23 protein-coding genes and 1 pseudogene are annotated in these 23,948 nt (G+C 61.7%); 20 read left to right on the forward strand and 4 right to left on the reverse strand.

The features are described 5' to 3' along the window. The first annotated feature begins 112 nt into the window (after positions 1-112). Both AC0L3C_RS03240 and AC0L3C_RS03245 read left to right on the forward strand, forming a co-directional pair. Positions 113-2,203, forward strand: a complete 2,091-nt coding sequence (locus tag AC0L3C_RS03240) for a molybdopterin-dependent oxidoreductase (protein WP_473407117.1) — start codon at positions 113-115, stop codon at positions 2,201-2,203. Between the two features lie 134 nt (positions 2,204-2,337). Then, on the forward strand, positions 2,338-3,120 hold the full coding sequence (locus tag AC0L3C_RS03245; RefSeq protein WP_473407118.1) for an enoyl-CoA hydratase/isomerase family protein: 783 nt from the start codon (positions 2,338-2,340) through the stop codon (positions 3,118-3,120). 45 nt (positions 3,121-3,165) lie between these two features. Here AC0L3C_RS03245 and AC0L3C_RS03250 read toward each other — a convergent pair whose 3' ends face one another. Then, positions 3,166-4,275 carry a hypothetical protein gene (locus tag AC0L3C_RS03250; protein ID WP_473407119.1) on the reverse strand — a complete coding sequence of 370 codons (1,110 nt, stop codon included), beginning with the start codon at positions 4,273-4,275 and terminating at the stop codon, positions 3,166-3,168. 1,613 nt (positions 4,276-5,888) lie between these two features. On the opposite strand from AC0L3C_RS03250, the gene AC0L3C_RS03255 reads away from it, so the two are divergent. The 6 genes from AC0L3C_RS03255 (at position 5,889) to AC0L3C_RS03280 (ending at position 11,008) form a co-directional block, all read left to right on the forward strand. Then, complete coding sequence (locus AC0L3C_RS03255; RefSeq protein WP_473407120.1) at positions 5,889-6,839, forward strand: ArdC family protein; 951 nt, start codon at positions 5,889-5,891, stop codon at positions 6,837-6,839. Between the two features lie 109 nt (positions 6,840-6,948). Beyond that, complete coding sequence (locus AC0L3C_RS03260; protein WP_473407121.1) at positions 6,949-7,191, forward strand: hypothetical protein; 243 nt, start codon at positions 6,949-6,951, stop codon at positions 7,189-7,191. Continuing rightward, a complete protein-coding gene (locus AC0L3C_RS03265; RefSeq protein ID WP_473407122.1) occupies positions 7,191-8,252 on the forward strand; it encodes a DUF7146 domain-containing protein in 1,062 nt (353 codons plus the stop codon). Before AC0L3C_RS03260 ends, AC0L3C_RS03265 begins: the two co-directional genes overlap by 1 nt. A gap of 331 nt (positions 8,253-8,583) precedes the next feature. Further along, on the forward strand, positions 8,584-9,507 hold the full coding sequence (locus AC0L3C_RS03270) for a DUF2493 domain-containing protein (protein ID WP_473407375.1): 924 nt from the start codon (positions 8,584-8,586) through the stop codon (positions 9,505-9,507). A 143-nt stretch (positions 9,508-9,650) separates the two neighbouring features. Then, the gene (locus tag AC0L3C_RS03275) at positions 9,651-10,133 is read left to right on the forward strand and encodes a hypothetical protein (protein ID WP_473407123.1); all 483 of its coding nucleotides are present in this window, start codon (positions 9,651-9,653) and stop codon (positions 10,131-10,133) included. 554 nt (positions 10,134-10,687) lie between these two features. Beyond that, on the forward strand, positions 10,688-11,008 hold the full coding sequence (locus AC0L3C_RS03280) for a DUF736 domain-containing protein (protein WP_007594548.1): 321 nt from the start codon (positions 10,688-10,690) through the stop codon (positions 11,006-11,008). Positions 11,009-11,087: 79 nt separating this feature from the next. Here AC0L3C_RS03280 and AC0L3C_RS03285 read toward each other — a convergent pair whose 3' ends face one another. Then, complete coding sequence (locus AC0L3C_RS03285) at positions 11,088-11,339, reverse strand: helix-turn-helix domain-containing protein (RefSeq protein WP_473407124.1); 252 nt, start codon at positions 11,337-11,339, stop codon at positions 11,088-11,090. A 145-nt stretch (positions 11,340-11,484) separates the two neighbouring features. Between AC0L3C_RS03285 and AC0L3C_RS03290 the strand changes: the two genes are divergently transcribed. The 12 genes and pseudogenes from AC0L3C_RS03290 to AC0L3C_RS03345 all read left to right on the forward strand — a co-directional run bounded on the left by AC0L3C_RS03290 (position 11,485) and on the right by AC0L3C_RS03345 (position 22,055). Continuing rightward, complete coding sequence (locus tag AC0L3C_RS03290; protein WP_473407125.1) at positions 11,485-11,757, forward strand: DUF2285 domain-containing protein; 273 nt, start codon at positions 11,485-11,487, stop codon at positions 11,755-11,757. 165 nt (positions 11,758-11,922) lie between these two features. Next, complete coding sequence (locus AC0L3C_RS03295; RefSeq protein ID WP_473407126.1) at positions 11,923-12,117, forward strand: transcriptional regulator domain-containing protein; 195 nt, start codon at positions 11,923-11,925, stop codon at positions 12,115-12,117. Next, positions 12,062-12,694 (forward strand): DUF2285 domain-containing protein, encoded by a 633-nt coding sequence (locus tag AC0L3C_RS03300; protein WP_473407127.1) that lies wholly within the window; start codon positions 12,062-12,064, stop codon positions 12,692-12,694. The genes AC0L3C_RS03295 and AC0L3C_RS03300 overlap by 56 nt, the downstream gene beginning before the upstream one ends. Positions 12,695-12,827: 133 nt before the next feature. Further along, complete coding sequence (locus AC0L3C_RS03305) at positions 12,828-13,109, forward strand: helix-turn-helix transcriptional regulator (RefSeq protein WP_057854240.1); 282 nt, start codon at positions 12,828-12,830, stop codon at positions 13,107-13,109. A 23-nt stretch (positions 13,110-13,132) separates the two neighbouring features. After that, positions 13,133-14,014, forward strand: a pseudogene (locus tag AC0L3C_RS03310) (replication initiator protein A). Positions 14,015-14,279: 265 nt separating this feature from the next. Then, positions 14,280-14,744 (forward strand): DUF2840 domain-containing protein, encoded by a 465-nt coding sequence (locus AC0L3C_RS03315; protein WP_473407128.1) that lies wholly within the window; start codon positions 14,280-14,282, stop codon positions 14,742-14,744. Beyond that, complete coding sequence (locus AC0L3C_RS03320; RefSeq protein ID WP_473407129.1) at positions 14,741-15,253, forward strand: S26 family signal peptidase; 513 nt, start codon at positions 14,741-14,743, stop codon at positions 15,251-15,253. The genes AC0L3C_RS03315 and AC0L3C_RS03320 overlap by 4 nt, the downstream gene beginning before the upstream one ends. Beyond that, the gene (locus AC0L3C_RS03325) at positions 15,250-16,137 is read left to right on the forward strand and encodes a lytic transglycosylase domain-containing protein (protein WP_473407130.1); all 888 of its coding nucleotides are present in this window, start codon (positions 15,250-15,252) and stop codon (positions 16,135-16,137) included. Before AC0L3C_RS03320 ends, AC0L3C_RS03325 begins: the two co-directional genes overlap by 4 nt. Positions 16,138-16,387: 250 nt before the next feature. Continuing rightward, positions 16,388-18,151 carry a relaxase/mobilization nuclease domain-containing protein gene (locus AC0L3C_RS03330; protein WP_473407131.1) on the forward strand — a complete coding sequence of 588 codons (1,764 nt, stop codon included), beginning with the start codon at positions 16,388-16,390 and terminating at the stop codon, positions 18,149-18,151. A 36-nt stretch (positions 18,152-18,187) separates the two neighbouring features. After that, the gene (locus AC0L3C_RS03335) at positions 18,188-20,173 is read left to right on the forward strand and encodes a conjugal transfer protein TraG (RefSeq protein WP_473407132.1); all 1,986 of its coding nucleotides are present in this window, start codon (positions 18,188-18,190) and stop codon (positions 20,171-20,173) included. A 6-nt stretch (positions 20,174-20,179) separates the two neighbouring features. Then, the gene (locus AC0L3C_RS03340) at positions 20,180-20,608 is read left to right on the forward strand and encodes a ribbon-helix-helix protein, CopG family (RefSeq protein WP_027519220.1); all 429 of its coding nucleotides are present in this window, start codon (positions 20,180-20,182) and stop codon (positions 20,606-20,608) included. Between the two features lie 112 nt (positions 20,609-20,720). Next, the gene (locus AC0L3C_RS03345; RefSeq protein ID WP_473407133.1) at positions 20,721-22,055 is read left to right on the forward strand and encodes an MFS transporter; all 1,335 of its coding nucleotides are present in this window, start codon (positions 20,721-20,723) and stop codon (positions 22,053-22,055) included. Between the two features lie 10 nt (positions 22,056-22,065). Here the strand turns inward: AC0L3C_RS03345 and AC0L3C_RS03350 are convergent, their stop codons facing one another. Next, positions 22,066-23,385, reverse strand: a complete 1,320-nt coding sequence (locus AC0L3C_RS03350; RefSeq protein WP_473407134.1) for a type II toxin-antitoxin system HipA family toxin — start codon at positions 23,383-23,385, stop codon at positions 22,066-22,068. Next, positions 23,385-23,636, reverse strand: coding sequence for a helix-turn-helix domain-containing protein (locus tag AC0L3C_RS03355; RefSeq protein WP_354128442.1), 252 nt, complete (start codon positions 23,634-23,636; stop codon positions 23,385-23,387). The genes AC0L3C_RS03350 and AC0L3C_RS03355 overlap by 1 nt, the downstream gene beginning before the upstream one ends. Positions 23,637-23,948 lie beyond the last annotated feature (312 nt).

The following is a 23,948-nucleotide window of genomic DNA, read 5'->3' on the forward strand; positions in this document are numbered from 1 at the left end:
CCTTTCGCAGTCGCGGCAGGAACCGGCAGCGCACGCGGTCTGAGCAAATCGCATGGGCGTTGCCGGATAAATACCCTCGGCCGAGGGGTATTTTGGTGTTACCAAATTGGACATGAACCAGCACGCCAACATCGAAATCCGCCATTCGACCTGTCCGCATGATTGCCCGTCGGCCTGTGCCCTCGATGTCGAGGTGGTCGAGGGACGCAGCATCGGTCGTGTCCGGGGTTCGAAAAAGCAGACCTATACGGCCGGCGTGGTCTGCGCCAAGGTTGCCCGTTACGCCGAGCGCATCCATCATCCCGAAAGGCTGATGTATCCGCTGCGCCGAACGGGTGCGAAGGGCTCCGGCCAATTCGCCCGGATCAGCTGGGATGAGGCGCTGGACGAGATCGCGGATCGCTTCAACCAGGCCGAGCGCGAATTCGGCGCGAACTCAATCTGGCCCTATTATTACGCCGGCACGATGGGGCTGGTGATGCGCGACGGCCTCAACCGCCTCACCCATGTGAAGAAATATTCGCGGTTCTATCAGACCATCTGCGCCAATGTCGGCCGCATCGGGTTCGCGATCGGCACCGGCAAGATCGCCGGCGTCGATCCGCGCGAGATGGCGCTGTCCGATCTCGTGGTGATCTGGGGCACCAACCCCGTGAACACGCAGGTCAACGTGATGACGCACGCCGCCCGTGCGCGGAAGGAGCGCGGCGCCAAGATCGCGGCCGTCGACATCTACGACAACGAGACCATGAAGCAGGCGGATATCAAGATCATCCTGCGGCCCGGCACCGACGGCGCGTTCGCCTGCGGCGTGATGCATGTCCTGTTCCGCGACGGCTATGCCGATCGCGCCTATATGGACAAGTACACCGATTGCCCCGGCGAGCTCGAGGCGCATCTGAAGACGCGTAACCCCGAATGGGCGTCCGCGATCTCGGGCGTGCCGGTAGCGGAGATCGAGGCTTTTGCCAAACTGGTCGGCGAGACCAAGCGGACCTTCTTCCGGCTCGGCTACGGCTTCACCCGCTCGCGGAATGGCGCGGCGCAGATGCACGCCGCGAACTGCGTTCCCACGGTGACCGGCGCCTGGCAATATGAAGGCGGCGGCGCCTTCTTCAACAATTACGCGCTGTGGCACTTCAACGAATCCATCATCGAAGGTCACGACGCCATCGACCCAACTATCCGCGCGCTCGACCAGTCGCAGATCGGCCGCATCCTCACCGGCGATTCCAAGGCCCTGCACGGCAAGGGTCCGGTCAAGGCGCTGCTGATCCAGAACACAAACCCGATGACGGTGGCGCCGGAGCAAGCATTGGTCCGCCAGGGTTTTGCGCGCGAGGATCTGTTTGTCGCGGTGCACGAGCAGTTCATGACCGAGACGGCCGAGATGGCCGACATCGTGCTGCCGGCGACAATGTTCATGGAACATGACGATCTCTATTACGGCGGCGGCCACCAGCACATCTCGGTCGGCCCGAAGCTGATCGACCCGCCTGGCGAATGCCGCTCCAACCACGAGGTCTTGCAGGCGCTGGCGCCGCGGCTTGGCGCCAGGCATCCGGGGTTCGAACTGACGCCGCGCGAGTTGATCGACGCGACGCTGAAGCTGAGCAGCCACGGCGACATTGCCGGCCTCGAAGCCGATCTCTGGCGCGACCTGCAGCCGGACTTCCGCACCTCGCATTATCTCGACGGCTTCGCCCATGCCGACAGGAAATTCCACTTCAAGGCCGATTGGGCGCATCCGCCGTTCGGCCAGAAGATGGGTGACTTCGACAAGATGCCGTCGCTGCCGGACCATTGGGCGGTGATCGAGCATTCCGACCAGGCCCATCCGTTCCGGCTTGCTACGAGCCCGTCGCGCAGCTTCCTCAACACCACCTTCAACGAGACGCCGTCCTCCCAGGCGCGCGAGGGCAAGGCGAGCGTGATGATCCATCCCCTGGATGCGGCCGCGCTCGACATCGCCCATGGCGATGCCGTGACGCTCGGCAACACCCGCGGCGAGACCACGCTGATCGCCACGCTGTTCGAGGGCGTGCGGCGCGGCGTGTTGATCGCCGAGTCCGTTCATCCCAACAAGAACCATATCGGCAACCGCGGCATCAACATGTTGACCGGCGCGGACACCATCGCGCCGATCGGCGGCGCCGCTTTCCACGACAACAAGGTCTGGATCAGGAAAGCGGTCGCCGCCTGATCGCGCGCGCTTCGATCGCCCGCAGGTTTGTGTCGAGGCGCTAAAGCGGCGCCGCGCCACAGTTTGCCCTTGCACCTTCCGCCCGAGCTGCCGCAAATGGCCGCTAAACGGGAGCCCAAGGAAGCGAGCGTACCATGACCGACACCACAGCCGTGATTACCGAGAAGCGCGGGCAGGCGCTCTGGATCACCATCAACCGGCCCGAGAAACACAACGCGCTGAATGGCGAGGTCATCGCCGGCATCGCACGCGGCTATCGCGATGCGCATGACGACAAGGACGTCCGTGTCATCGTGCTGACGGGCGCGGGCGACAAGGCGTTCTGCGCCGGCGCGGATCTGCAGAACTCCGGCGCGGCTTTCGCGATGGATCATTCGAAGCCGAATGTCGACTATGCCGATCTGTTGCGCTTGTCGCAGAACGCGACCAAGCCCGCGATCTCGCGCCTCAGTGGCGTCTGCATGGCAGGCGGCATGGGCCTGCTCTGCATGACCGACATGGCCGTTGCCGCCGATCACGTCATCTTCGGCCTGCCGGAAGTGAAAGTCGGCGTATTCCCGATGCAGGTGTTGAGCTTGTTGCAGTCCATCGCGCCACCTCGCCTCGTCAACGAATGGGCGCTGACCGGCGAGCCGTTCGACGCGAAAGCGGCATTGGCCGCAGGCCTGCTGAACTACGTCGTGCCCACGGCCGAGTTGGATGCCAAGGTCGACTGGCTGATCGGCCGCATCGTCGACAAATCCCCGACCGCGATCCGTCGCGGCAAATACGCGATGCGCGCCATCGCCTCGATGTCGTTCGACGAGAGCATCGCCTACACCGAAAGCCAGATCGCGCTGCTCGCGATGACCCAGGACGCCAGGGAAGGGCTGAAAGCGTTCAGCGAGAAGCGCAAGCCGGTGTGGACGGGAAAATAGGCGATCCTTTCCCATTCGTCGGTGCCGCCGTCGGCCGACGTGCCTTTATTCCGAGGAGAGATTGGCGTTGAGCCGAATAAGCAGAGATCTTGCCCGCTCCTCGCGACGCTTTTTTGTGGCAATGATCAACTGCCTGCCAGTGCGCTTGGCGTAGGTTGGCAGTTGGCGACTTGATCTATGACGGCCAGCCGCGCGCAACTCTGCATCCGTGAGATCGCTGTCGGCGCCTTCAGTAAATCCTCCGTGTCGGAAGGACCGAAAAGAAAGCTCCTGACGTAGGCCAGCCTCTGTGATGATGGTTTTTACCACACTCCGTAGATAGCGGAGATCCTTGCGCGGGGTAATCCATGGTAGCGGGATTGCCGACTGACGATGCGCATGGTCACGCCGGAATACCAGGCCGGAGAGGGTGGTCCTTTTGATCTCGTCAAGTTCCTCCATAAGTTCAGGGAATAGAGGGGCGCCAGTTTCGTCCGTTAGGGGCCACCAGGCCTCCTCTCCATTCTTCGGGTGGACGATTCTGACGCTATTTGGTCGCTCGCTGGGGCGATAATGCGAAATGTCGAAGGCGCCAAAGACGTGCTGCTCTCGTTGCAGCCACTCCCACGACAGTAGAGCAGCTGTTGCGATCGAGCGGTAATCAAGCCTTCTCGCGGCAGCTCTGAACGCGACGAGCTCATCCCAAGTTGCGGTGGGTGTGGGCTCTATCGGCCGCCCAGGCGGACGAGATTTTAATCCCATCCGGGAAAACGGATTGGTCGCTGGTACGATCCTTTCTTGAGCACGCTGACCAACGAACCAAGCCCGGCGGCAGGACGCCATAGCCATATTGACATAGCGACGGCGCTCGCGAACGACGACCTCTCCACTGTTATCGACTTTCGTCACGGACAATAATTTTCGATAAACTGCGTCGACGAACGCTTTGGTGAAATCGGACAACTGTTTAGACCCAACGCGACTTCCATCTTTCAGCTCGTGATTGGCGAACAGCGCGAGACTTTTTGTGTAGTGCCGCTGTGTAGTGCTTTCGATTTCTGTCCACTTCTGGTGAGCTTGGAAGACGCCGACGAGCCAATCGAACGTGCCGGGTTCGATAGTCGCCGGCACGATGTCGCTTAGACCCCGTGAGTGCCAACTGTCGAACGCCGGCAAGAGAACTTTCTCCACCCGCTCGACGGCACTGGCGTAATCGCAGCCTAGAGCTTCAAAGTTTAAATCGCAGCCTTGTCGACGGGCCCAGGTTGGGGGTTCAAAATAGTAGGCTATTCTATTCTTCGCCAGTTTTTTGCGGCGACAATACCGAGGCAGACGCGGTGCCTTCCCAAGCGATATTACACCAGGCATAAAAGATCTTCCCCCTGCTTAAGATCTCCTTTTCCGATCGACGCTGCGAAGTGATCCATAGTCGCCTTCGACCAAACTGGTTGGCGCAGGCGCCCTGTTCCGCGAAAGCCGATCGGCGGGGGTGCGTCTCCTCGGCTGATCGCGCGCATAAGTTCGCTCGTGTCTCCAAAGTCAAGGTAAGCGGCGGCCATGTCCGCTCTCATCATCGTGGGCCAGGTTCTAGCGAGAGGGTAGCGGACAGGTAGTGCGGAGCGTGGCGAGCCTAAGCGGTTTGATCTCACTGCTGAATGCCCGTGGTGTAACTTGTGCTGATTCACTGACGAACGAGATGGGATCTGGTCGATCCAGATTGCTCTTCGCCCCCGGTTGCGGGAGCGAGAGTTCGGATCGCGGATTAAGCGGAGTGTTACGGCCAAGGAGTTTGCACCTCTACTGCGAAGCGCGCCCGGGCGGGAAAAGGCTGGATTGGCGCGTGAAAAGGAAGCCTTTGGTGTGTAATTCTCCAAGAGAGCCAATGCCGCTCGCGAAAGAAGAGGGGAACAGTTGCGGCGCTCCGTTGGCAGGGGCCGGTAGTAGGCAGTCAACTGCTCTAGATGATAAATCAACAGTCCATCCGACAGGTCCGATGGGAGACTTGTATCGAAGCCTTCGGACCGCTTTTGGGCGTCGGAATTTGGACGTGCGGGTTAGACTAAGCAGGCTATGATTGCTGGGCTGAGCACTGCTTGGCCGGCCATTGCTCGAATGGTTCCATTATCGCTCACGTACTGGGACTGAGTCCTTCCAGGTTTCCGTGACCTGCAGGCCTCCCGGACGCGCTTAGCCGGATGGACGATGCAATGCGGAATGCAACCCGAACTGCGCCGGGATCACTAAGACTAAGAGACTTTTCTGCGCGCCGACGAATTCAAGCGACGAAACGAGGTCCTCTGGCCAGGCCCTGGCGAGTTCTCCCGTTTGCGCGCATGCGGCTGCGCCGCAACTGGCTCTTGTGAACCGAGCCGCGCTGCGTCTCGGCCATCCGGCTTCGATCCCTCGCGCAGGGATAGCGGAGCTCCTCGCCGGGGGCACTCGGAAAAGGGGCTCGCCTTGCGGCGACCGCTATCACTGCCCCGTTCCCGGGTGCCGCTATTGAACCGGTCTCGTCGCTGCACTCGGACCCGCGTGCCCCTTCGGGTCGCTATGCTCACGCTCTCCGGGTGCCATTTTCCGTTGAGGCGATGCGCCCCTGGCGCACGCCTCGTGGGGCCTGCGGCCCCGGTAGCTCAACTCAATTCCCATGAAGATACGATGCAAGGCGGGCTGCGTCACAGGTCTCGCATTCCTTCAAGTAGGAGGAGAGTCAGAGTGTCGGCCGGGTTTTGCCATGACGGGTTACAGGCTGCGAGAGAGGTTCGCGGTCCCCGTCGCGGAGACCCGCGATGTCCAGATATTATCCTCAGGCGCGCACCGGTAAGGACCGGGCCAACCTTTATGACAACATCACCAACAAGATCATCGCCGAGTTGGAGGCTGGCCGAGTGCCGTGGGTGCAGCCTTGGGGCACCGCGGCGGCGAAGGCGCCTTTGGCTTTGCCGAAGAGCGCGGCGTCCGGCCGCCAATACAGCGGCATAAACATTCTAGTTCTATGGGGTGCCGCGACCGAACACGGATTTACAGGCCAGAACTGGCTTACCTTCCGCCAGGCGCTGTCGCTCGGTGGTCACGTCCGCAAGGGCGAGCGCGGCACGACCGTCGTCTATGCCGACCGATTCGTGCCTGCCTGCGAAAAGCGCCGCGCACATGAGACCGGCGAGGAAGCGCAGGCCATACCGTTCCTCAAGCATTTTACGGTCTTCAACTGTGATCAATGCGGCGGCTTGCCTCCAGAGATCGCGACGACGGCGCCGCCCCCGCCGCCGGGCCTGATCGAGCCGCAGGTCGAATACCTGATCAAGGCGACCGGCATCGACTTCCGCATCGGCGGCAACCGTGCCTTCTACATGCCGACGGAAGATTATGTGCAGGTGCCGCCTCCGCAGGCCTATTTTGAACCAATCAATTGGCATCGAACGGCTCTCCACGAGCTGGCGCATGCCAGCGGTCATCCGTCGCGTCTGAACCGTGACCTGTCAGGCAACTACGGTACCAAGAAGTATGCCTTCGAGGAGCTGGTTGCGGAAATCTCGTCTGCGTTCAGTTGCGCCTCGCTCGGCATCGTGCCGACGGTGCGGCATGCCGACTATATCGGCTCTTGGCTTGAAGTCTTGCGCGAGGACAATCGTGCCATTATCCGGGCTGCCTCCAAGGCCAGCAAGGTTGCCGATTATCTGCTTGGCTTTCTCCCAGAACCCGTCGGCGACATGCCGAGGGAGGACCAGCAGGCGGCGTAAGGCTCTGCTCGGTAGCCGCGGGCACTAGAGTAAGAGGGGGCAGGGTTGTTTCCATGATGGGTTGGAGGCCGAGAGAGAGGCTCCCGGCCGCCCGTCGTGGAAAATCAGCATGCCAAAAGCTGTCCAAAAAATCAAGTCGGCCGATGTCGGAGTGATCCGTGGAAAGCGCATCGAAGTGTCGGGATCCAAGTCCAAGATGCGCAAGAGCTTGCGAGGCCACGGCCTCTTCGGAGAGATCACCTTTTGTAAGCTCCGGATGCTCGTACGGATGGACGCAAGCGGCATAGAGATGCTGTCGAAGATACTCGACCGGTATCCAGTCGAAGGTGCCGGCTGGCAGGAGGCGGCCTGATGTCCCGCCAACCTTGCGAACTGGCACGCCGCCTCGCGCGCGAGGCGGAGGCGGTATGCCGACACTATCTCTCCAATGGCAAGCGGGCGGGGCGGTATTGGGTGGTCGGCGACGTCCACAACAACCCGGGCCGCTCACTATTTGTACGGCTCCAGGAATCGCCGAAGGGAGCGGCGGGCAAGTGGGCCGATGCCGCAACCGGCGCGCATGGCGATCTGCTCGACATCATCCGCGAAACTCTGGCTTTGCGAGACTTTCGTGAGGTCGCCGAGGAGGCGAGGCGCTTTTTGAACCTGCCTCGCTCTGAGCAGAAGCCGGCCCCAAGACCTATTCCCTCAGTCGTACCGCCCGGATCGCAGGAAGCCGCCCGTCGGCTCTTTGCGATATCCCGCCCCATCAAGGGGACCATTGCCGAGGCTTATTTGCAGGGCCGCGGCATAACCGGCATCTACCATGGCGGCAGTCTGCGCTTCCATCCACGCTGCTACTATCGGCCGGACGACCATCTGCCGACCGAAACCTGGCCGGCAATGATTGCCGGCGTCACGAATCTCGATGGTCGGATCACCGGCGTGCACCGGACCTGGCTCGATCCGGACGGCTTTGATCGCGTGCGGCTCGGCAAGGCTCCGATCGATACCCCACGGCGCGCGATGGGCGATCTGCTCGGCAACGCCGTTCGGTTCGGCGTGGTGGATGACGTGCTCGCTGCCGGCGAGGGTATCGAGACCATGCTTTCGCTACGCTACCTGCTGCCGACGATGCCCATGGCGGCAGCGCTTTCGGCTAATCACCTCTCCGCCATGACGCTGCCGTCTAGCCTGCGCCGGCTCTACATTGCGCGCGATGCCGATGCCGCCGGTGGTGCGGTGGTGGCAACTCTCAGCCAGCGCGCAGCAGACGCCGGCATTGAAGTGGTCGTGCTGTCGCCCCGGCTGGGCGACTTCAACGAAGATCTGCATGTCTTCGGTCTCGAAGCTCTCCGAGCAGCGCTGCGGTTTCAGCTTGTGTCAGAGGATGTCGTCCGCTTCGTGCATTCGTCGACGGTGGCCGCGGAATAGCTCCCGGTCTTCGATCGACGTTGATAGGCCGGTCATAGGCGAGGCCAATACCGGAAGAGGACGCGACCTCGGCCTTCTAGAGGGCGATCGGACGGCAAGCGGCCCGGGCCGGCAATGGCTAACGTCCGGCTATTTTCCGCCGCGCGCCAGCGATGTGAAGACACATCATGCAGTTGGCCGCGCGCTTTGCATCGCGAAGCAAAATAGCCGGCCTCCGCCATCCTCCGCTGCCGCTTCGGCCCTGTCGGGTGCTGGCCCGGTCCGCCCGCCGTCAGAGGATCGCTACGAAGGCCGCGATGGTCGCGGCCGATCCGGCAAAGGACCTCTTCTCATGACCAACCATGACGACATTGAACCGCCGCACGGCTCTTCTCCGACCGACCACATCCTCACCGAATTACAGCTCTTCGGCTTTCGTCCCTTCGACGACCAGCCCGACCCAAGACCACTCCCGGAGGGCAAGATGATTGTCGGCGCCGTAGTTGACATCTTTGACGCCTTCGTTGCGACCCTGAGCGACACGCGGCTTGAGCCGGATCTTGACGATCTGCTCTGGTCGACCGTCAACCTGTTCCATCGGGCCCTCGATCGCGTCGAACGGCAGCTCGACGACAACGAACAGGCGCAGCATAAGAGCCAACGTGAGCAGAACGGCTCGGAAGTGCGATCGGTCGAACTCGAGCGCCTCACGGCCGAAGGCATCACGCTGATCGAGCGCCGCAATTGCCTGGAGCTCTTCCGCGACCAGGCCATCGAACAATTTGAGGTCCACACCGGTTCAGCCTGGCGCCCACGATCGGGATCATTGGTCAATCACCGAACGCTCACCGCGGCAATGATCGACTCCCGCGACTTTATCGCCGCCAAGCGTCGTTACGATACCGAGGTCATGTTGCCGCCAGGACCGAAAATCGCACTCACCGGTGGACTCGACTTCAATGACCATCACCTCATCTGGGATCGCCTCGACAAGGTTCATGCCAAGCATCCCGACATGGTCCTGCTCCATGGCGGCTCCCCGAAAGGCGCCGAATTGATCGCCTCGAAATGGGCGACCAATCGCAAGGTGCCTCAGATCGCCTTCAAGCCCGACTGGACGAAACATGCCAAGGCAGCCCCATTCAAACGCAACGACGCCATGCTTGAACTCCTGCCAATCGGCGTCATGCATTTCCCGGGCACGGGAATTCAGGACAACTTCGCCGACAAAGCGAAGCGGCTCGGCATTCCCGTTTGGAGGTTCGGCGGCGCGTGAGCGCCGTCTTGCCGCTTCCACGGCGTCAAAGCGGAGTTGCAGCTGCCGCAACTCCGCCTCGTTTCCGATTTCTACATTAGAACTTGCGCCGTGGTGGTGGTGGAAGGCGCGATTGATAAATCCATGCACATGGAGCCACCACCATGCTCGCGTTCGGGCTTGTTCTCAACATACTTAGTATCGGTCTGCTCTGCTGGGTGATCTTTGCGCTCGCAGTGTATGCCCTGCCGTTTTTCGTCGCACTCAGTGTCGGGATGTTGGCATTTCTTCATGGCGCGGGCGTCTTCGGCGCACTGCTTATCGGAATTGCTTCTGGCACGCTGACGCTTGCCGCTGGTCAGGTCGCCGTCGCCGTTAGTCGGTCCTTGACCTTCCGCGTCGCGATCGCGACCGTATTCACGGTCCCCGCAGCGATCGCCGGCTATCAGGTGATATTTGCCCTGTCGCAGATCGGGGTGCCTTCATTGGCTTGGCGCGAGGCGTTGGCATGCCTAGGAGCGGTTTGCATCGGCGGCACGGCATGGACACGCTTGGCCGTTTTTGCGGGGACCCTCCCATCGGAGTCGGCCGGGGTGGTGGAGAATGCGCCTGAACCAGTTCTCACAGCCGCCGCGCACGAGCGGTGAGGCTTCGTCGCGGTCATCGGCCGAGCAAGACGGCACAGGGCGTCACGTTGAATGAGGGATCGTCGAGCTTGAGCGAGAAGTAACCGCGTTCCCTCCTCGGGCGCTTAAGCAAGCCGTACCGGTCTCTGTCTGGCCCACATAGCTGCGGTGGAGCGGCGCGCTCCGTTCGATCATTCCTTCCGGGACGATACCGCCCTTTGCGGCAGATTGTTTCTCTTTCTCCGCCGAACCGTACCAACCCCTTGTTCAGCAGAACCGAGATTCGCCAAATCTTCTCCCAAGATTGCGGTTCAGCACGCGGACGCACGTGGCCTCTTTGATGGCTTGATCTGGCCGAAGACCGGCTGCGCCTCGATCGTCTGAGCCGCAACGCCGTTGCTGCGACTTTCTTCCCCTGCGCTTCGCCCATTCCTCGCGAGACAAGAAAGTCGCCACAACGGCGTCCTCCGCTGCGCTCCGGCCCTGAAGCGGGTGCGTCGCCGATCGTCCTCGGCCTTTAGATCGCCATCGAGGCCGCGGTGGTCGCGGGCTCGAAACACAACAGGAGAAGTGACATGGCTAACATCGGTTCCTTCAAGAAGGTCGGCAACGATTTCCAGGGCGAGATCGTCACCCTGAGCCTGCAAGCCAGGGGCGTCCGTATCGTCGCCGAGACCAACCGCTCCAACGACAACGCTCCCAGCCACCGCATCTACGTGGGCCGGGCGGAGATCGGCGCAGCTTGGTCGAAGCGTTCCGAAGAGGGCCGCGATTACCTCTCGCTCAAGCTCGATGACCCCTCGTTCAACGCGCCGATCTACGCCAACCTGTTCGATGATGAAGGCGGCGAGGGCTACACCTTGCTCTGGTCGCGGCCCCGCAAGAGCGGCGAGTAGACGCTCCGCCAAGCCCCGTCCGGTCCGCCGGGCGGGGCTTCTCAAACCGGTGCGCATCAGCCGACGCTCGCCGCATGAGCTATTCGGCCTGCCCCCGTGTCCTTCGCCTGGGAGTTGTTGTAGGTGGGCGAGTCAGCAGGTCGGCCGCCTCTACGCCAAGGCTGCGCGCCAACCGATCGACAACATCGATACCCGCCGCATAGACGCTTCGCTCGAGCGCACTGATATAGGTGCGGTCAATATCCGCCCTGTGTGCCAATTCCTCCTGCGACAAACCGCGCGCCTGTCGGAGCTTCCGCAAATTGATTGCAAGTACCTCGCGTATGTCCATACGCGAGAGGGCACGTCCTTGAAGAGTATTTCACCACGGAGTATTCTCGACAAAACGCTCCAGTCCGGTCTCGTGACCGAACATTAGCGCTTCAGCCTCTTCCGGCTCGCGTGTTAGAAATTGTCTAATCTAAGGCATGGAGTTTATGAAGAATCCGCCGTTCGATCCCGACGTCGCTGACGCTGCGCCCACAGACCAGATTCTTACGGCCTATGACGAACAGCATGTCGTCACGTACATTCGCCTCCTGCAAGCTGACAGCGAGGGGGCTGATTGGACGGAAGTCGCTCGGGTAGTACTGCACATTGACCCAGAGCGTGAGCCGGATCGCGCTCGCCGCGCATACCAGAGTCATCTCTCGCGCGCCAAGTGGCTGACCGAACAGGGCCGGCTTTTGCGTAGCGACGGCTCTAAATAGAAGGAAATCGTCGCTTCAGAATTGGGGAAGCGAATAATCTTCTCGCGCGGGCCAGTGGTCATTCTTATGCACCACGTGGTGCTAAACTAGGGGCTTCCTACAACCGCGTCGTTCATAACTATTGCGCCGCAATCCTTGTTAGCTGCGTGCAATGGGGCGGAAGCAATGCCTGAATTCGACTGGCGGTCGCCGGATTCCTACAAGAGCCTAGAAGACGCCGAAATCACCGACATCGCCTGGGAATGTCTTCGCCGCAACGCGGACTATCGACGCGACTACGAAGCGATGATCGCTAGTAGCCCAGATGGCCAAGCGATCGCCGAGTTCAGGAGGAGGTGGGGCATCTGCTTTCGCCCATGACCCGCAGCGGTCCTTCGACGAGCAGATAATCTTTTGGGCGCCTGAGGTTCTAACGACCGTCGTTCCAGTCACGGTCGCGTCGTCCGCCGGTCGCAGTTCGGTCTCCCGGCCACTGCTCGACCTTGCAGCGGGGCAGGTACGCCGCGCCGCCGATGGCTGGCATATCGTGCTGCGCATCGGGGCGACGGATCACCGTGTCTGGTCCAAAGAGCCTCCCGTGGTCGGCGCGTCCTACGTAGCCGAATTGCCGTTTAACGGTGATTTGGAAGCGCGCGCCTATGCAGCCCGGCGGCTGTGGCGCGCGATGAATGGACGCGCGCCGGGTCCTGCCTTTCACAAGTTATCTAAGCAGCGGCGCGAACGCCTGAGCGCAGCCATCCGCGCGCTCGACGCGCATACTGCCGGTGGCAGCTATCGCATTACCGCCGAAGCGCTGTTCGGCAAAAAGCGCATCCCTGATCGCGCCTGGAAGACGCACGATTTGCGCAATCGAACGGTCCGCCTGGTGAAAAGTGGCGTCGCGTTGGTCCGCGGAGGCTACCGCAGACTTCTGCGGCCTGGCCGCAGGGACAAGTAGCCCCTCGGCCGAGGGGTATCGAAAATCGCCCCCCCGATATTCGGCATCCCCCTCCGAGAACCTGCTTCTCCATGATGACCGCACACACGCCGGCGCCGCCATGCGCGGTGCGCTGTCACCTTGGAGTTCTCAAATGCCCGATCCGATGGCCGGACTGCCCCCGCGCTTCCTGCGCACGCCGGAGGCCGCGCGTTATCTTGGCCTCTCGGGTCGAACGCTTGAGAAGCACCGGACGTACGGCACCGGGCCGACGTATCGGAAGATTGGCGGACGTGTCGTCTACGCCCTGGATGATCTGAAGGCCTGGGCTGATCTCGGCGCCAAGACGTCAACGTCGGATCCCGGCAAGGGCACTGTTCTGCCGGCCAAAAAGCATCCGGCCCTGCGCCCGTATGCGGGCCAGGAACGTCGCTGATTGACCGCGTGAGAGCAGTGACCATGCGGCGCAAGCACCATTCCGAGCGCGACCAGCTTGAGCTCTTTCGGGCGCTCCCCGGCGATCTCGCGCCGCGCGACGCGCAGGATCTGATGGCTTATCCATTCTTCTCGCTCGCAAAAACGAAGCGGATCGTGCCGATCGATTTCCGCGCGGGTGCGATCGCAATTCGTGTCGAAGCCGTGCCGGAACACGGCATGGCGATCATCTGGGATGCAGACGTTTTGATCTGGGCCGCGTCCCAGATTGTCGAAGCCCGTGACGCCGGCTTAAAGACGTCGCGCCTGATGGCTGCAACGCCTTACGAGATATTGACGTTTGTCGGCCGCGGCACCAGCGCGCGCGACTATGACCGGCTGAAGGCGGGTCTCGACAGATTGCGGTCAACGACCGTGCTGACCTCGATTCGTCAGCCTGCAGAACGGCGGCGGCATCGCTTCTCCTGGATCAACGAGTGGAAGGAGACGGCCGATGCTAATGGCCGCCCGTTTGGCCTCGAGCTGATTTTGCCGGATTGGTTCTATGCCGGCGTCATCGATGACGCGCTCGTGCTGACAATTGATCGCGCGTATTTCGATCTGACGGGCGGGCTTGAGCGGTGGCTCTACCGGCTCGTGCGCAAGCATGGCGGGCATCAGGACGGCGGCTGGAGCTTTGATCTTGTGCGCCTCCATGCCAAGTCAGGCATCCTCCCGCCGCTCAAGCACTTCGCTTAGGACGTACGGCAGGTCGTTCAGCGCCAGACATTGCCTGGCTATCAGCTCGTGCTCACGCGCGACCCGAACGGTACCGAGCGGCTGAACTTCGCGCCAACACCCGTCGATCCCCTAGCGGCGCCCCTGCGCCGGCGCGGTCTCATTCCAAAAACGGAGGACAACCTATGAATCAGCTCGTGCTATCGGGGACCCTATCCTCGTGCTATCGGGGACCGGAATCGAGCTTAAGAGCTTGTTTCTGCGCACCTTCTAGCCGCTCTAACTTTACTAACCAGAAATCCTTCGGATTTCTTCTAACGGACCAAGCCGAGAGACGCGTTGCAAGCAACCGGCAACTGCGGGCCGCGAGCTCTGCTTTCCTTTGCAAGCCGCACACGCGCTTCACCGAAACTCAAGCGCACGATTTTCAGTGCCAGCTTCAGGGATCGGCAGCATGAGCGAACTCACCGAAGTGGAAGTCCTGTGGCTCGAGAAGCGTATCGAGAACCGCATTCGGTTCGGTCGCATCGTCAAGGAACGGAAGATTGATCGCCACCGACGTGTCCTGTCATTCGCGCCAGGCAGCATCTTTGCTTTCGTTCGCTGGACGTCCAATGACTTTGGGACGGTCATTTCGCGGATCGACATCCTGCGCGCGGTCGCGCCTGGACAGCGCTGCTCGACTGTCCCTTATGTAACCCCCGGCGGACAGATTCTGCTGCGCCTGACAGGCTGGCCGAAGGTCGAGCGCGTGCTGCATATGACCGATGCTGTTGAGGCACTCGGCATTGATCCCGCCGACGTCGCGCCTGATCATTGGCATCACGTTCATAACCGTCTGTCCGTCAACGAGAACCCGCGTCCATATACGAAAGCGCGCCACCAGGCTTGGCTTCACCGTCAGAGGGTAATGCGATGACGGGACGTCTGAAGATGCTTACCGTAGCATTTGGGGCCGCTGCTGCACTCGTCGCGACGATCGTCCTGGAGCCACTTCCGCTCTACATCTGGAATGCATCTGCGAGCGTGCCGATCGGTCTCTATCGCCTGCGGCCGTCGGAACACCGCCATGTCACTGAGTTGGTCGCCGTGCAGCCACCGGAGCCGCTTGCGAGCTTCCTCGACCTGAACGGCTATTTGCCTGTCGGCGTCCCAATGCTTAAGCGCGTGCTGGCACTCCCCGGTCAGACGGTCTGCAGAAACGGGCTCACGATTTCGGTCGATGATATTACAGTCGGCGAGGCGCGGAATCGCGACGGCCGCGGCCGGCCGTTGCCGAAATGGCAGGGTTGTCGCGTGGTCGATGGCGGTGAGCTGTTCCTCATGAACTGGCAGTCGGACGACTCCCTGGACGGCCGATATTTTGGAGTCCTTCCGGCGTCGGCCGTGATCGGCCGTGCCCTCCCGGTGTGGACGTGGGAGGAATGATCGTGCGCGTTCTGAGTTTCCGTCCTGCCATTCCTTTGTTCGATCAAGTGCAGGACCATTCCTCCGTCCCGACCAAAGCTTGCAAGGCCGGCGCGCGCAGCGGCGGTCCAGGGCGGCCGAAAGGCCGGCGCGAAGCTGCTTTTCGCGGGACAGGCGCGAGCGCGCCGGCACGCTTGCATTTGTCCGAGATGAGCCTGTGCGCTGCCGTACTGCTGTTCGTGGCACTAACCGAGACTAACGCTGCTGCTCTCGCCGAGACGCGACCGGCAGACCCTACAGCGAGTTATCGAACTGGCAATTCATTTGCGGATTTCGTTGAGGCCGCCTCGCGTCGTTTCGGGATCCCGGTGCGCTGGATACTGGCAGTCATAGACGTCGAAAGCGCCCGAGAGGTGCGCGCCAAGTCACCCAGGGGCGCCATGGGGTTGATGCAGATCATGCCGGAAACCTGGGCGGAGCTGCGTCTGCGGTACGACCTCGGCAACGACCCCTATGATCCTCATGACAACATACTTGCAGGTACGGCGTACCTGCGCGAACTGCGCGACCGTTACGGTGCGCCGGGCTTGTTTGCAGCCTACAACGCGGGGCCTGCTCGTTACGATGAGCGTCTTGCCGGCCGCCTATTGCCAGCAGAGACCGAAGCCTATTTGCAGAAGCTCGCGCCAGTCATCGGCAGCGACCTTACTACTTCCAGCGCAGTCGCTCGTCTGCGGTCATCCGCGGGAGCGCTCTTCGTTGTGCGGCCTGAAGGCCCAAAGAGCGCTGCCAGGCGTCCACCGAAACGGGGTCCGACGATTGCCTCCGTGCACGACGTCTCGGCCATTGTGCCACAAGCAACAGGGTTGTTTGTCGCGAGATCTGATGCGGGAGGGGCGCAATGATGGAACGCGCAAGCTCGCATGCGTTGGCGTGCTCTGGAGAAGAATGGGCGGAATGGGGAGAGCGGTGGGCAAACACGACAGCAGGACGGCGAGATAAAAGGGGCTCACCGGTCGAACGGCAAGCCATTGACATGGCTTGGGTTCGGGCGTGCCGGCCGGTCGGGGCGCGTGCCGCGCCTTGGATTTTAAACAATGAAATCAAGGATGCTTTCGGCAATGTACCCGCCTTCACCCGTTTGGAGGTCCGGCTGTGACCACGGGCGACAGCGATCTGCGTATTCGGCCCGGGCGCATCCGCAACACCCGCGCGCTGAAGCCCAAAAGCTTCATCAACCAGGTGCTGCGGGCGGCGAAGAAAGCAGGACATACATCGAGCCATGCCGCGGTTGGCAGGCGTTCTGCGGTCTATGGGCGCTCGACGTTTGGCCGCGGCCGACTCGCCTTTATTCGCAATCGGTTGTTCAGCTCGACGCGGCGCGTTGTGGTGAAGGCGCGCGTGGTTCGTCACAAAGGGCGTGCCTTCCGTTCAGCACCCTTGACTGCTCACCTCTCATACCTGATGCGCGACGGCGTGACTCGAAGCGGCGAGAGGGCCGAGATGTTTGATGCCGGCAGCGACCGCACCGATAGCGCGGCCTTTGCTGACCGGTGCAAGGACGACCGGCACCATTTCCGGTTCATCGTCTCCCCAGAGGATGCCGGCGACATGGCGGACCTGAAGGCCTTCACCCGAGACCTCGCCCGGCAGATGGAGAGCGATCTGGGGACGCGGCTCGACTGGGTGGCTGTCGATCATTGGAATACCGACAACCCTCACGTCCATCTGCTCATTCGGGGAGTAGATCAGGAAGGGGCCGATCTCGTGATCTCCCGCGACTACATCAGCCAGGGCCTGCGCTCCCGCGCGGAGGAACTGGTTGCGATCGAATTCGGTCCAAAGCCCGATCACGAGATCTACAATTCCCTGGAAAGCGAAGTAACAGTGGAACGATGGACGCGGCTCGATCGCGAGATCCGGCTGGCGGCGGATGAGACTGGCTATGTCGATCTCCGCCCCGAGCATCCCGGCAAGTCTGATCCCGAGATCCGGCGCCTGATGGTCGGTCGCCTTCAACATCTGGAGAAGATGGGCCTTGCCGCATCCAGTGCACCGGGGGAATGGATGGTCGGGCTCGAGGCCGAGCGCAGCTTGCGCGACCTCGGCATGCGCGGCGACATCATCAAGACCATGCACCGCGCCTTTACCGAGCGTGGAGAAGCGCGCGGCGTTGCCGACTTCGTCATCGAAGGTGGGCAGCCTTCGTCCCAGATCATCGGACGGCTGGTCGATCGGGGATTGCATGATGAGCTGACGGGTGAGGCTTACGCCCTGATCGATGGAACTGACGGACGCGCCCACCACGTCCGCTTGCGAGGGATCGAGGCCTTCGAACATGCACCGCCGATCGGCGGAATCGTCGAAGTCCGACGCTTCGGTCAAGCCGGCGACGTGCACCCCACCTTAGTCCTCGCGACCCGTTCCGATCTCGGCCTTGGAAGCCAGATCACCGCAAAAGGCGCGACCTGGCTCGACCACAGGCTCGTCGAACGCGGCCCCATGCCGCTTGCCATGGGCGGATTTGGCCGTGAGACCCGCGACGCCATGGAAGCCCGTTCCGAGCATCTGGTTCAGGAAGGTCTGGCGCGGCGGCAGGGCCAACGCATCATCTTCCAGCGCGGCCTTCTGGACACCTTGCGCCGACGTGAACTGGACGAGGTGGCCGCAAAAGTCTCCGCCGACACCGGCCTGCCTCACGTGAAGGCGGCCCTTGGGGAGCACGTGGCAGGTGCGTATCGCCAGCGCCTGACGCTCTCCTCGGGACGCTTCGCCATGATCGATAACGGCCTCGCCTTCCAACTCGTGCCTTGGTCGCGCGACCTCGAGAGGAGGCTCGGCCAGCACGTCACCGGTGCGGTGAAGGACGGCGGCGGCATCGAATGGGGCTTTGGCCGCAAGCGCGACCTCGGCCTCTAGCATTCTCTCCAATGCAATTGCGGAAGGGCGTTAGTGATGTCCGGAACCAAGATCCTCTGGGGTCAGGTGATCGTTGTCGGCCTGATCGTCTTGCTGGCCATCTGGGGCGCGACCGAGTGGACGGCCTGGCGGCTCGCCTGGCAGCCGGAGCTTGGGCGGCCCTGGTTCGAACTGGCGGGCTTGAAGGTCTATTACCCGCCGATCTTCTTCTGGTGGTGGTTCGTCTTTGATGCCTATGCGCCTCAGGTCTTTGTCGAGGGCGCCTTCATCGCAGCGTCGGGGACGTTTATCTCGATCGCGGCGGCGATCGGCATGTCGGTCTGGCGGGCGCGAGAGGCCAAGAACGTTGAGACCTATGGTTCGGCGCGCTGGGCTGATGCAGAAGAGGTTCGAGCGGCCGGACTTCTCGGCCCGGATGGTGTGGTGCTAGGCAAACTTGACAGGGGCTACCTTCGCCATGACGGACCGGAACACGTACTGTGTTTCGCACCAACCCGCTCCGGCAAGGGTGTCGGCCTCGTCGTTCCCTCGCTTCTGGGCTGGCCGGGTTCGGCCATCGTTCACGACATCAAGGGCGAGAACTGGCAACTGACCGCGGGCTTTCGCGCGCGGCATGGCCGCGTCCTGTTGTTCGACCCGACCAACCCGAAATCCTCGGCCTACAATCCACTGCTCGAGGTGCGGCGCGGGGAGTGGGAGGTTCGAGACGTTCAGAACGTGGCGGACGTTCTGGTCGACCCCGAAGGCTCGCTCGATAAGCGAAACCATTGGGAGAAGACCAGTCATTCGCTCCTTGTCGGCGCCATTCTCCATGTCCTCTATGCCGAGGCGGATAAGACCCTGGCCGGCGTTGCCGCCTTTCTGTCCGACCCGAAGCGGCCGATCGAAGCGACGCTGAAAGCGATGATGACCACCGCGCATCTTGGCGACCAAGGTGCCCATCCCGTGGTCGCCTCGACCGCCCGCGAACTCCTCAACAAATCCGAGAACGAACGTTCAGGCGTGCTGTCCACCGCGATGTCGTTCCTCGGGCTTTACCGCGATCCCGTCGTGGCCCAGGTGACCCGCCAGTGCGACTGGCGGATTGCCGATCTCATCGCAAGTAGCCGCCCCACGACGCTGTACCTGGTGGTGCCTCCCTCGGATATCTCACGAACCAAACCATTGATCCGCCTTGTGCTGAATCAGATTGGCCGACGCCTGACCGAGGACTTGCACGCCCGCGACCGCCGGCATCGCGTCCTGATGATGCTCGACGAGTTCCCGGCACTTGGGCGGCTTGATTTCTTCGAGTCCGCCCTCGCTTTCATGGCGGGATACGGCATCAAGAGTTTCTTGATCGCGCAGTCGCTCAATCAAATCGAGAAGGCCTATGGGCCTAACAATGCGATCCTCGATAACTGCCACGTCCGGGTCAGCTTTGCGACCAATGACGAGCGGACCGCGAAGCGTGTGTCCGATGCGCTTGGTACGGCGACCGAAATGCGGGCGATGAAGAACTATGCCGGGCATCGATTGAACCCATGGCTGGGGCATCTCATGGTCTCACGGCAGGAGACGGCAAGGCCGCTGCTGACACCAGGCGAGGTCATGCAGCTTTCGCCGTCGGACGAGATCGTCATGGTGGCGGGTACGCCGCCGATTCGAGCTCGGAAGGCTCGGTACTATGAAGATCGGCGGTTTACCGAGCGGGTCCTGCCGCCGCCCGATCCAGCCGCATCCGGCCGGTCACCGCGAACGGACGGATGGTCTGCATTGGGAGCGCCCAAGCCGGCGTCGCTTCCAACCGAAAGGGGGCGAGCGGAGGAAGATTCGGCGAATAGCGGCCTTCGTCGCGAGCCCGAACTCCCCGATCACGTCGCGATCGCCAAGGAGACGGCCGAACCGACGCCAGCCGAGGAATTTGCCGTCGTTCTTGACGACGACGAGGACGCGGTTTGCCAGTCCCGGCTTCTCCGTCAGCAAATGCGCGGCGTCGCCCGTCAAGCCGCCATGGACCCGAATGACGGCATGGAGCTCTGAGGCAATATGCGCGACCGGATGAACGTGTATTTCCCGCCAGAGCTTCTGAAGCAGATCTCGGATCTGGCCGATCGCCAGAAGCTCTCCCGGTCTGCGATCGTGGAGGCGGCCGTTGCTTCGTTTCTGTCGCCGGATGGATCGGACAGGCGGGAGGCGGCGTTTACCCGTCGCCTGGATCGACTGTCGCGTCAGCTGCAGAGACTGGAGCGAGACGTCGGTTTAACGGCCGAGACGCTGGCTCTCTTCGTCCGTTTCTGGCTGACGGTTACGCCGCCGCTACCGAACGACGCGCAGGCGGCTGCGCAGGCAAAAGGCCGGGAGCGGTTTGAAGGATTTGTCGAGGCGCTCGGGCGTCGTTTGCAAAAGGGGCAGAGCTTTCTGCGTGAGATACCGGAGGATATCGTCCGTCAGGAGCCCGCCGGCGGACCTGACTGATCGCTCTCAATGCGCCATCGCGCGAACCCTTCTTTTTCTACGCCAGCCTACGACCGCAGCAATTTAGCCGAGCCTATAAAAAGCTGAACGCGCTATCGGCTCGAATGAGTTGATGAGCAAGAAGGCCGGCATGCAAGTTACAAGGACGTGGCGTCTCACCGTGCGCGTATTTCTACCGTTTGCTGCTGGCTACTATCTTTCGTATCTGTTTCGGACGATCAACGCCTTGATCGTGAGTCATCTCAGCTCGGATGCCGGGCTTGGGTCAGCCAACCTCGGACTACTTACGTCAGTCTATTTCCTGGTCTTCGCGGCCGCTCAGATCCCGGTCGGTATATTGTTGGACCGCTTTGGTCCGCGTCGGGTCCAGAGCGCGCTGCTCTGGTTCGCAGCACTGGGCGCGGGACTGTTCGCCGTATCGACTGGCTTCCTGTCGTTTTTGATCGCGCGTGCGATGATCGGGCTTGGCGTGGCGGGGGCGCTGACGGCAGGACTTAAGTCCATCATCCTTTGGTTCCCCAGGGAACGAGTCGCCTTGCTGAACGGCTACATGATCATGCTGGGATCACTAGGAGCGGTAACCGCCACAGTTCCCGTCGAACACTTGCTCGCTTGGATGGGCTGGCGGCAGCTCTTTCAGGTCCTGGCGGCTGCGACAGGTGCCACAGCGATCCTCATCTATGTCGTAGTTCCAGAACAACGCGTTATCCCATCGAAAGCACCAGTCTCCGCCACCCTGGGATCGGTTTTCAGTGATAGGCGCTTCTGGCGGATAGCCCCGTTATCGGCGACTTGCGTTGGTTCAGCTTGGTCGCTGCAGGGATTGTGGGCATCACCGTGGCTTGCAGACGTGGAGGGGCTCGATCGCGCAGGCCTCGTCAGACAGCTGTTCATCATGTCGATCGTACTCAGCGGCGGTGCCTGGTTGTTCGGCATGACGATCCATCACGTCAAACGAACAGGTCTCACGGCTGAGACGATATTCGCGATGGTGGCCGTGCAATTTATCGCAGCCGAGCTAGCCTTGATCCTGCGAGTACCTCTGCCGTCCATCTTGCCCTGGTCGGTTGTCGCAATCATCGGAACGGCAACTGTGGTCAGCTTTGCCGTGATAGCTGATTACTTTCCGTCGGAGCTTGCCGGCCGTGCCAATGGCGCCTTGAACGTTTTGCACTTTGGTTGGGCTTTTCTGGCACAATATGCGACCGGACTGATCCTGGAGCAATGGTCCACGAACGATGGCCATAGGTCGATCTTGGCTTATCAAGTCGCGTTCAGTCTCAACGTAGCGCTGCAGATCGCGGCGTTGGTTTGGTTCGGGCTACCTTGGATCCAATCCTTTGCTTGCTGGATGAAGTCAGTCCCTTCCACCATGCCGGTCAGTGCTTTCGACGTGGTCGAAGCAAGCATTTTCTGCGAGCAATCGGACGGCGAGGTGGAGTGGTGACCCGCGCGACCTAAGCGCCACTCTCCGTCGTGACGAGGCTGTCGAGGCGTCGCTTCGCGCCGGTCGCGATGGATTCTGCCATCGCCTGCGGAAAATCTTTCGGCAGCTTCGAAATCGTTGCGTCGATCTTCGTGCCAGCCGTATCCGCGAGCTCTTCGATGATACCGCGAACCACGCTGTCGGGCAGGCCGCAAGTCCTTGCGGTTTGCACGAAATGTCGGCCGAGAATCGTGTGTACTACGTAGTGGCGACTATTGCCGATCGCCATGGCGAGCTTCATCTGGTTTTGCGTGATCTGCTTGGCATCGAGGCTCGGTTGCGTTGAGATGATGTCGTACAGCGGCGCGAGGACGAATCGTCCGCCGGGCGAGAGGTGGATGCTGAAATTCTTGGCGTGGCCGTCAGTAGCCGCCAGAAGCCAGAAAACGATTTGTGCCTTGAAGAAGGTCGCCTGGTCGTCCGCCGGTGTATCGCTGCCTTTGAGGAGATCGGAGATATTTCGGATGCCCGGGCCGCCGTCCGATTCGTATTTGCGCCCGGGCGGGACGGAAAGCGCCTGACAGCAATCTTCCTGTGGCAGGCGCAGAAGCCGTCCGTCGTGCGCCCATGTGCGGTCGAATCGCTCGATGGCGAGCACGCGCCGGCCCGCGAAATCAACGATGCGCGACTTGGCGACGGGCAAGTCGAGCGCGGCGACGAGCTTCAGGCAGAGATGCTCGTTTTCAACGCTGTGGGTCAGGTCGACGCCGTTCGGTAACCTGCCGATCTGCGGTTTGATGATGTGCGTGGTGGCGGTCGTACCGTGCGGCACATGCCACTTGTCCTTCCAGTAGAGAAGCGCGGTTTTTTCCTGGGCTCCAGCCAGAGAGATACGAAACTCCTGATCGGGACCGATGCCGAGCGGATTGTTGGCGAGATTGGCAAGGATCGCCGCGATGTCCTGGTCGCTCGCGACGCGAGCGTCAATCCCGCCCGCCGCTCCGGGTGCCGTTCCATCCGGAAGGAATTGCAGGGCGCCGACACAGTCGCGGCCGATCGCGGAAAGCAGGCTGTAAGCATCGGCTCCGCCGGCATGCGCGCGTTCGGCGACACGCCGGCGGATGTCGTCGTTATCGGGAAGCAGGTTATCGAAGACTGCAATGACGGGGTCACCGATATAGCGGTCTTCGCGTAGAGGCATCGATACCGAGACCGGGATGGCGTTCTCCCATCGCAGCCAGGCTTCGTCGTATTGGAAATCGATGGCGCCGCTGCTCTCCCGCCGCAGCCGCCCGACCAGACGAGCGTTCAGGTAGACGTTGAGAGGCGCTCGGATAGGACGGCGTCCCATCAGAACAGATCCTCGATGGCTTTGGCCGACACCTTCGTGCGTGGTCGGAGGACCAGTTCCAGGTCGAGCGCGGCCAGCGCATCCATGAGGATGCGCAGTTGCGTCGCTGGTTCGCCGGCCTCCAGCTTCGAGACTGTCGCTTGGCGCGCGTGCATCTTGTCGCCTAGGCCGCTCTGGGTGAGTTTTTTTTGCCGGCGGTGCCGCTTAATGGCGGCGCCAAGCTGCTGAGGGGTGCGAGCGATCGTATCCATTGCAGCTTGATACGCGAACGCGTATAAGATGTCAATATACGTGGATGCGTATACAGAGAAAATATACGAACTCGCGTATGGAACGTCAATATACGCAATCGCGTATAGCGCTTTGGCCCGATCACACCGCACGCGGATGTTGCAGTGATTGAATGGATAGCGCCGGCGCCACGGTCATACTATGAGCGCGTATGATGAGGCCGAGTGTGAGCAGCAACTCGCAAGCCACCTGATGCGATTGAGTAAGCCTCAAACGTCGGTTCTCGGTCTTTCTTTTTCTACGCCAGTCTACGATCACCGAAAGCGCTCGTT

The sequence above is a fragment of the Bradyrhizobium sp. WSM4872 genome (assembly GCF_055811715.1).

Bases quoted from the DNA above. Each gene is read 5' to 3' on its own strand.
- AC0L3C_RS03240 (WP_473407117.1), top strand. From the start codon at position 113: ATGAACCAGCACGCCAACATCGAAATCCGCCATTCGACCTGTCCGCAT.
- AC0L3C_RS03245 (WP_473407118.1), top strand. From the start codon at position 2,338: ATGACCGACACCACAGCCGTGATTACCGAGAAGCGCGGGCAGGCGCTC.
- AC0L3C_RS03255 (WP_473407120.1), top strand. From the start codon at position 5,889: ATGTCCAGATATTATCCTCAGGCGCGCACCGGTAAGGACCGGGCCAAC.
- AC0L3C_RS03260 (WP_473407121.1), top strand. From the start codon at position 6,949: ATGCCAAAAGCTGTCCAAAAAATCAAGTCGGCCGATGTCGGAGTGATC.
- AC0L3C_RS03265 (WP_473407122.1), top strand. From the start codon at position 7,191: ATGTCCCGCCAACCTTGCGAACTGGCACGCCGCCTCGCGCGCGAGGCG.
- AC0L3C_RS03270 (WP_473407375.1), top strand. From the start codon at position 8,584: ATGACCAACCATGACGACATTGAACCGCCGCACGGCTCTTCTCCGACC.
- AC0L3C_RS03275 (WP_473407123.1), top strand. From the start codon at position 9,651: ATGCTCGCGTTCGGGCTTGTTCTCAACATACTTAGTATCGGTCTGCTC.
- AC0L3C_RS03280 (WP_007594548.1), top strand. From the start codon at position 10,688: ATGGCTAACATCGGTTCCTTCAAGAAGGTCGGCAACGATTTCCAGGGC.
- AC0L3C_RS03285 (WP_473407124.1), bottom strand. From the start codon at position 11,339: ATGGACATACGCGAGGTACTTGCAATCAATTTGCGGAAGCTCCGACAG.
- AC0L3C_RS03290 (WP_473407125.1), top strand. From the start codon at position 11,485: ATGAAGAATCCGCCGTTCGATCCCGACGTCGCTGACGCTGCGCCCACA.
- AC0L3C_RS03295 (WP_473407126.1), top strand. From the start codon at position 11,923: ATGCCTGAATTCGACTGGCGGTCGCCGGATTCCTACAAGAGCCTAGAA.
- AC0L3C_RS03300 (WP_473407127.1), top strand. From the start codon at position 12,062: ATGGCCAAGCGATCGCCGAGTTCAGGAGGAGGTGGGGCATCTGCTTTC.
- AC0L3C_RS03305 (WP_057854240.1), top strand. From the start codon at position 12,828: ATGCCCGATCCGATGGCCGGACTGCCCCCGCGCTTCCTGCGCACGCCG.
- AC0L3C_RS03315 (WP_473407128.1), top strand. From the start codon at position 14,280: ATGAGCGAACTCACCGAAGTGGAAGTCCTGTGGCTCGAGAAGCGTATC.
- AC0L3C_RS03320 (WP_473407129.1), top strand. From the start codon at position 14,741: ATGACGGGACGTCTGAAGATGCTTACCGTAGCATTTGGGGCCGCTGCT.
- AC0L3C_RS03325 (WP_473407130.1), top strand. From the start codon at position 15,250: ATGATCGTGCGCGTTCTGAGTTTCCGTCCTGCCATTCCTTTGTTCGAT.
- AC0L3C_RS03335 (WP_473407132.1), top strand. From the start codon at position 18,188: ATGTCCGGAACCAAGATCCTCTGGGGTCAGGTGATCGTTGTCGGCCTG.
- AC0L3C_RS03340 (WP_027519220.1), top strand. From the start codon at position 20,180: ATGCGCGACCGGATGAACGTGTATTTCCCGCCAGAGCTTCTGAAGCAG.
- AC0L3C_RS03345 (WP_473407133.1), top strand. From the start codon at position 20,721: ATGAGCAAGAAGGCCGGCATGCAAGTTACAAGGACGTGGCGTCTCACC.
- AC0L3C_RS03350 (WP_473407134.1), bottom strand. From the start codon at position 23,385: ATGGGACGCCGTCCTATCCGAGCGCCTCTCAACGTCTACCTGAACGCT.
- AC0L3C_RS03355 (WP_354128442.1), bottom strand. From the start codon at position 23,636: ATGGATACGATCGCTCGCACCCCTCAGCAGCTTGGCGCCGCCATTAAG.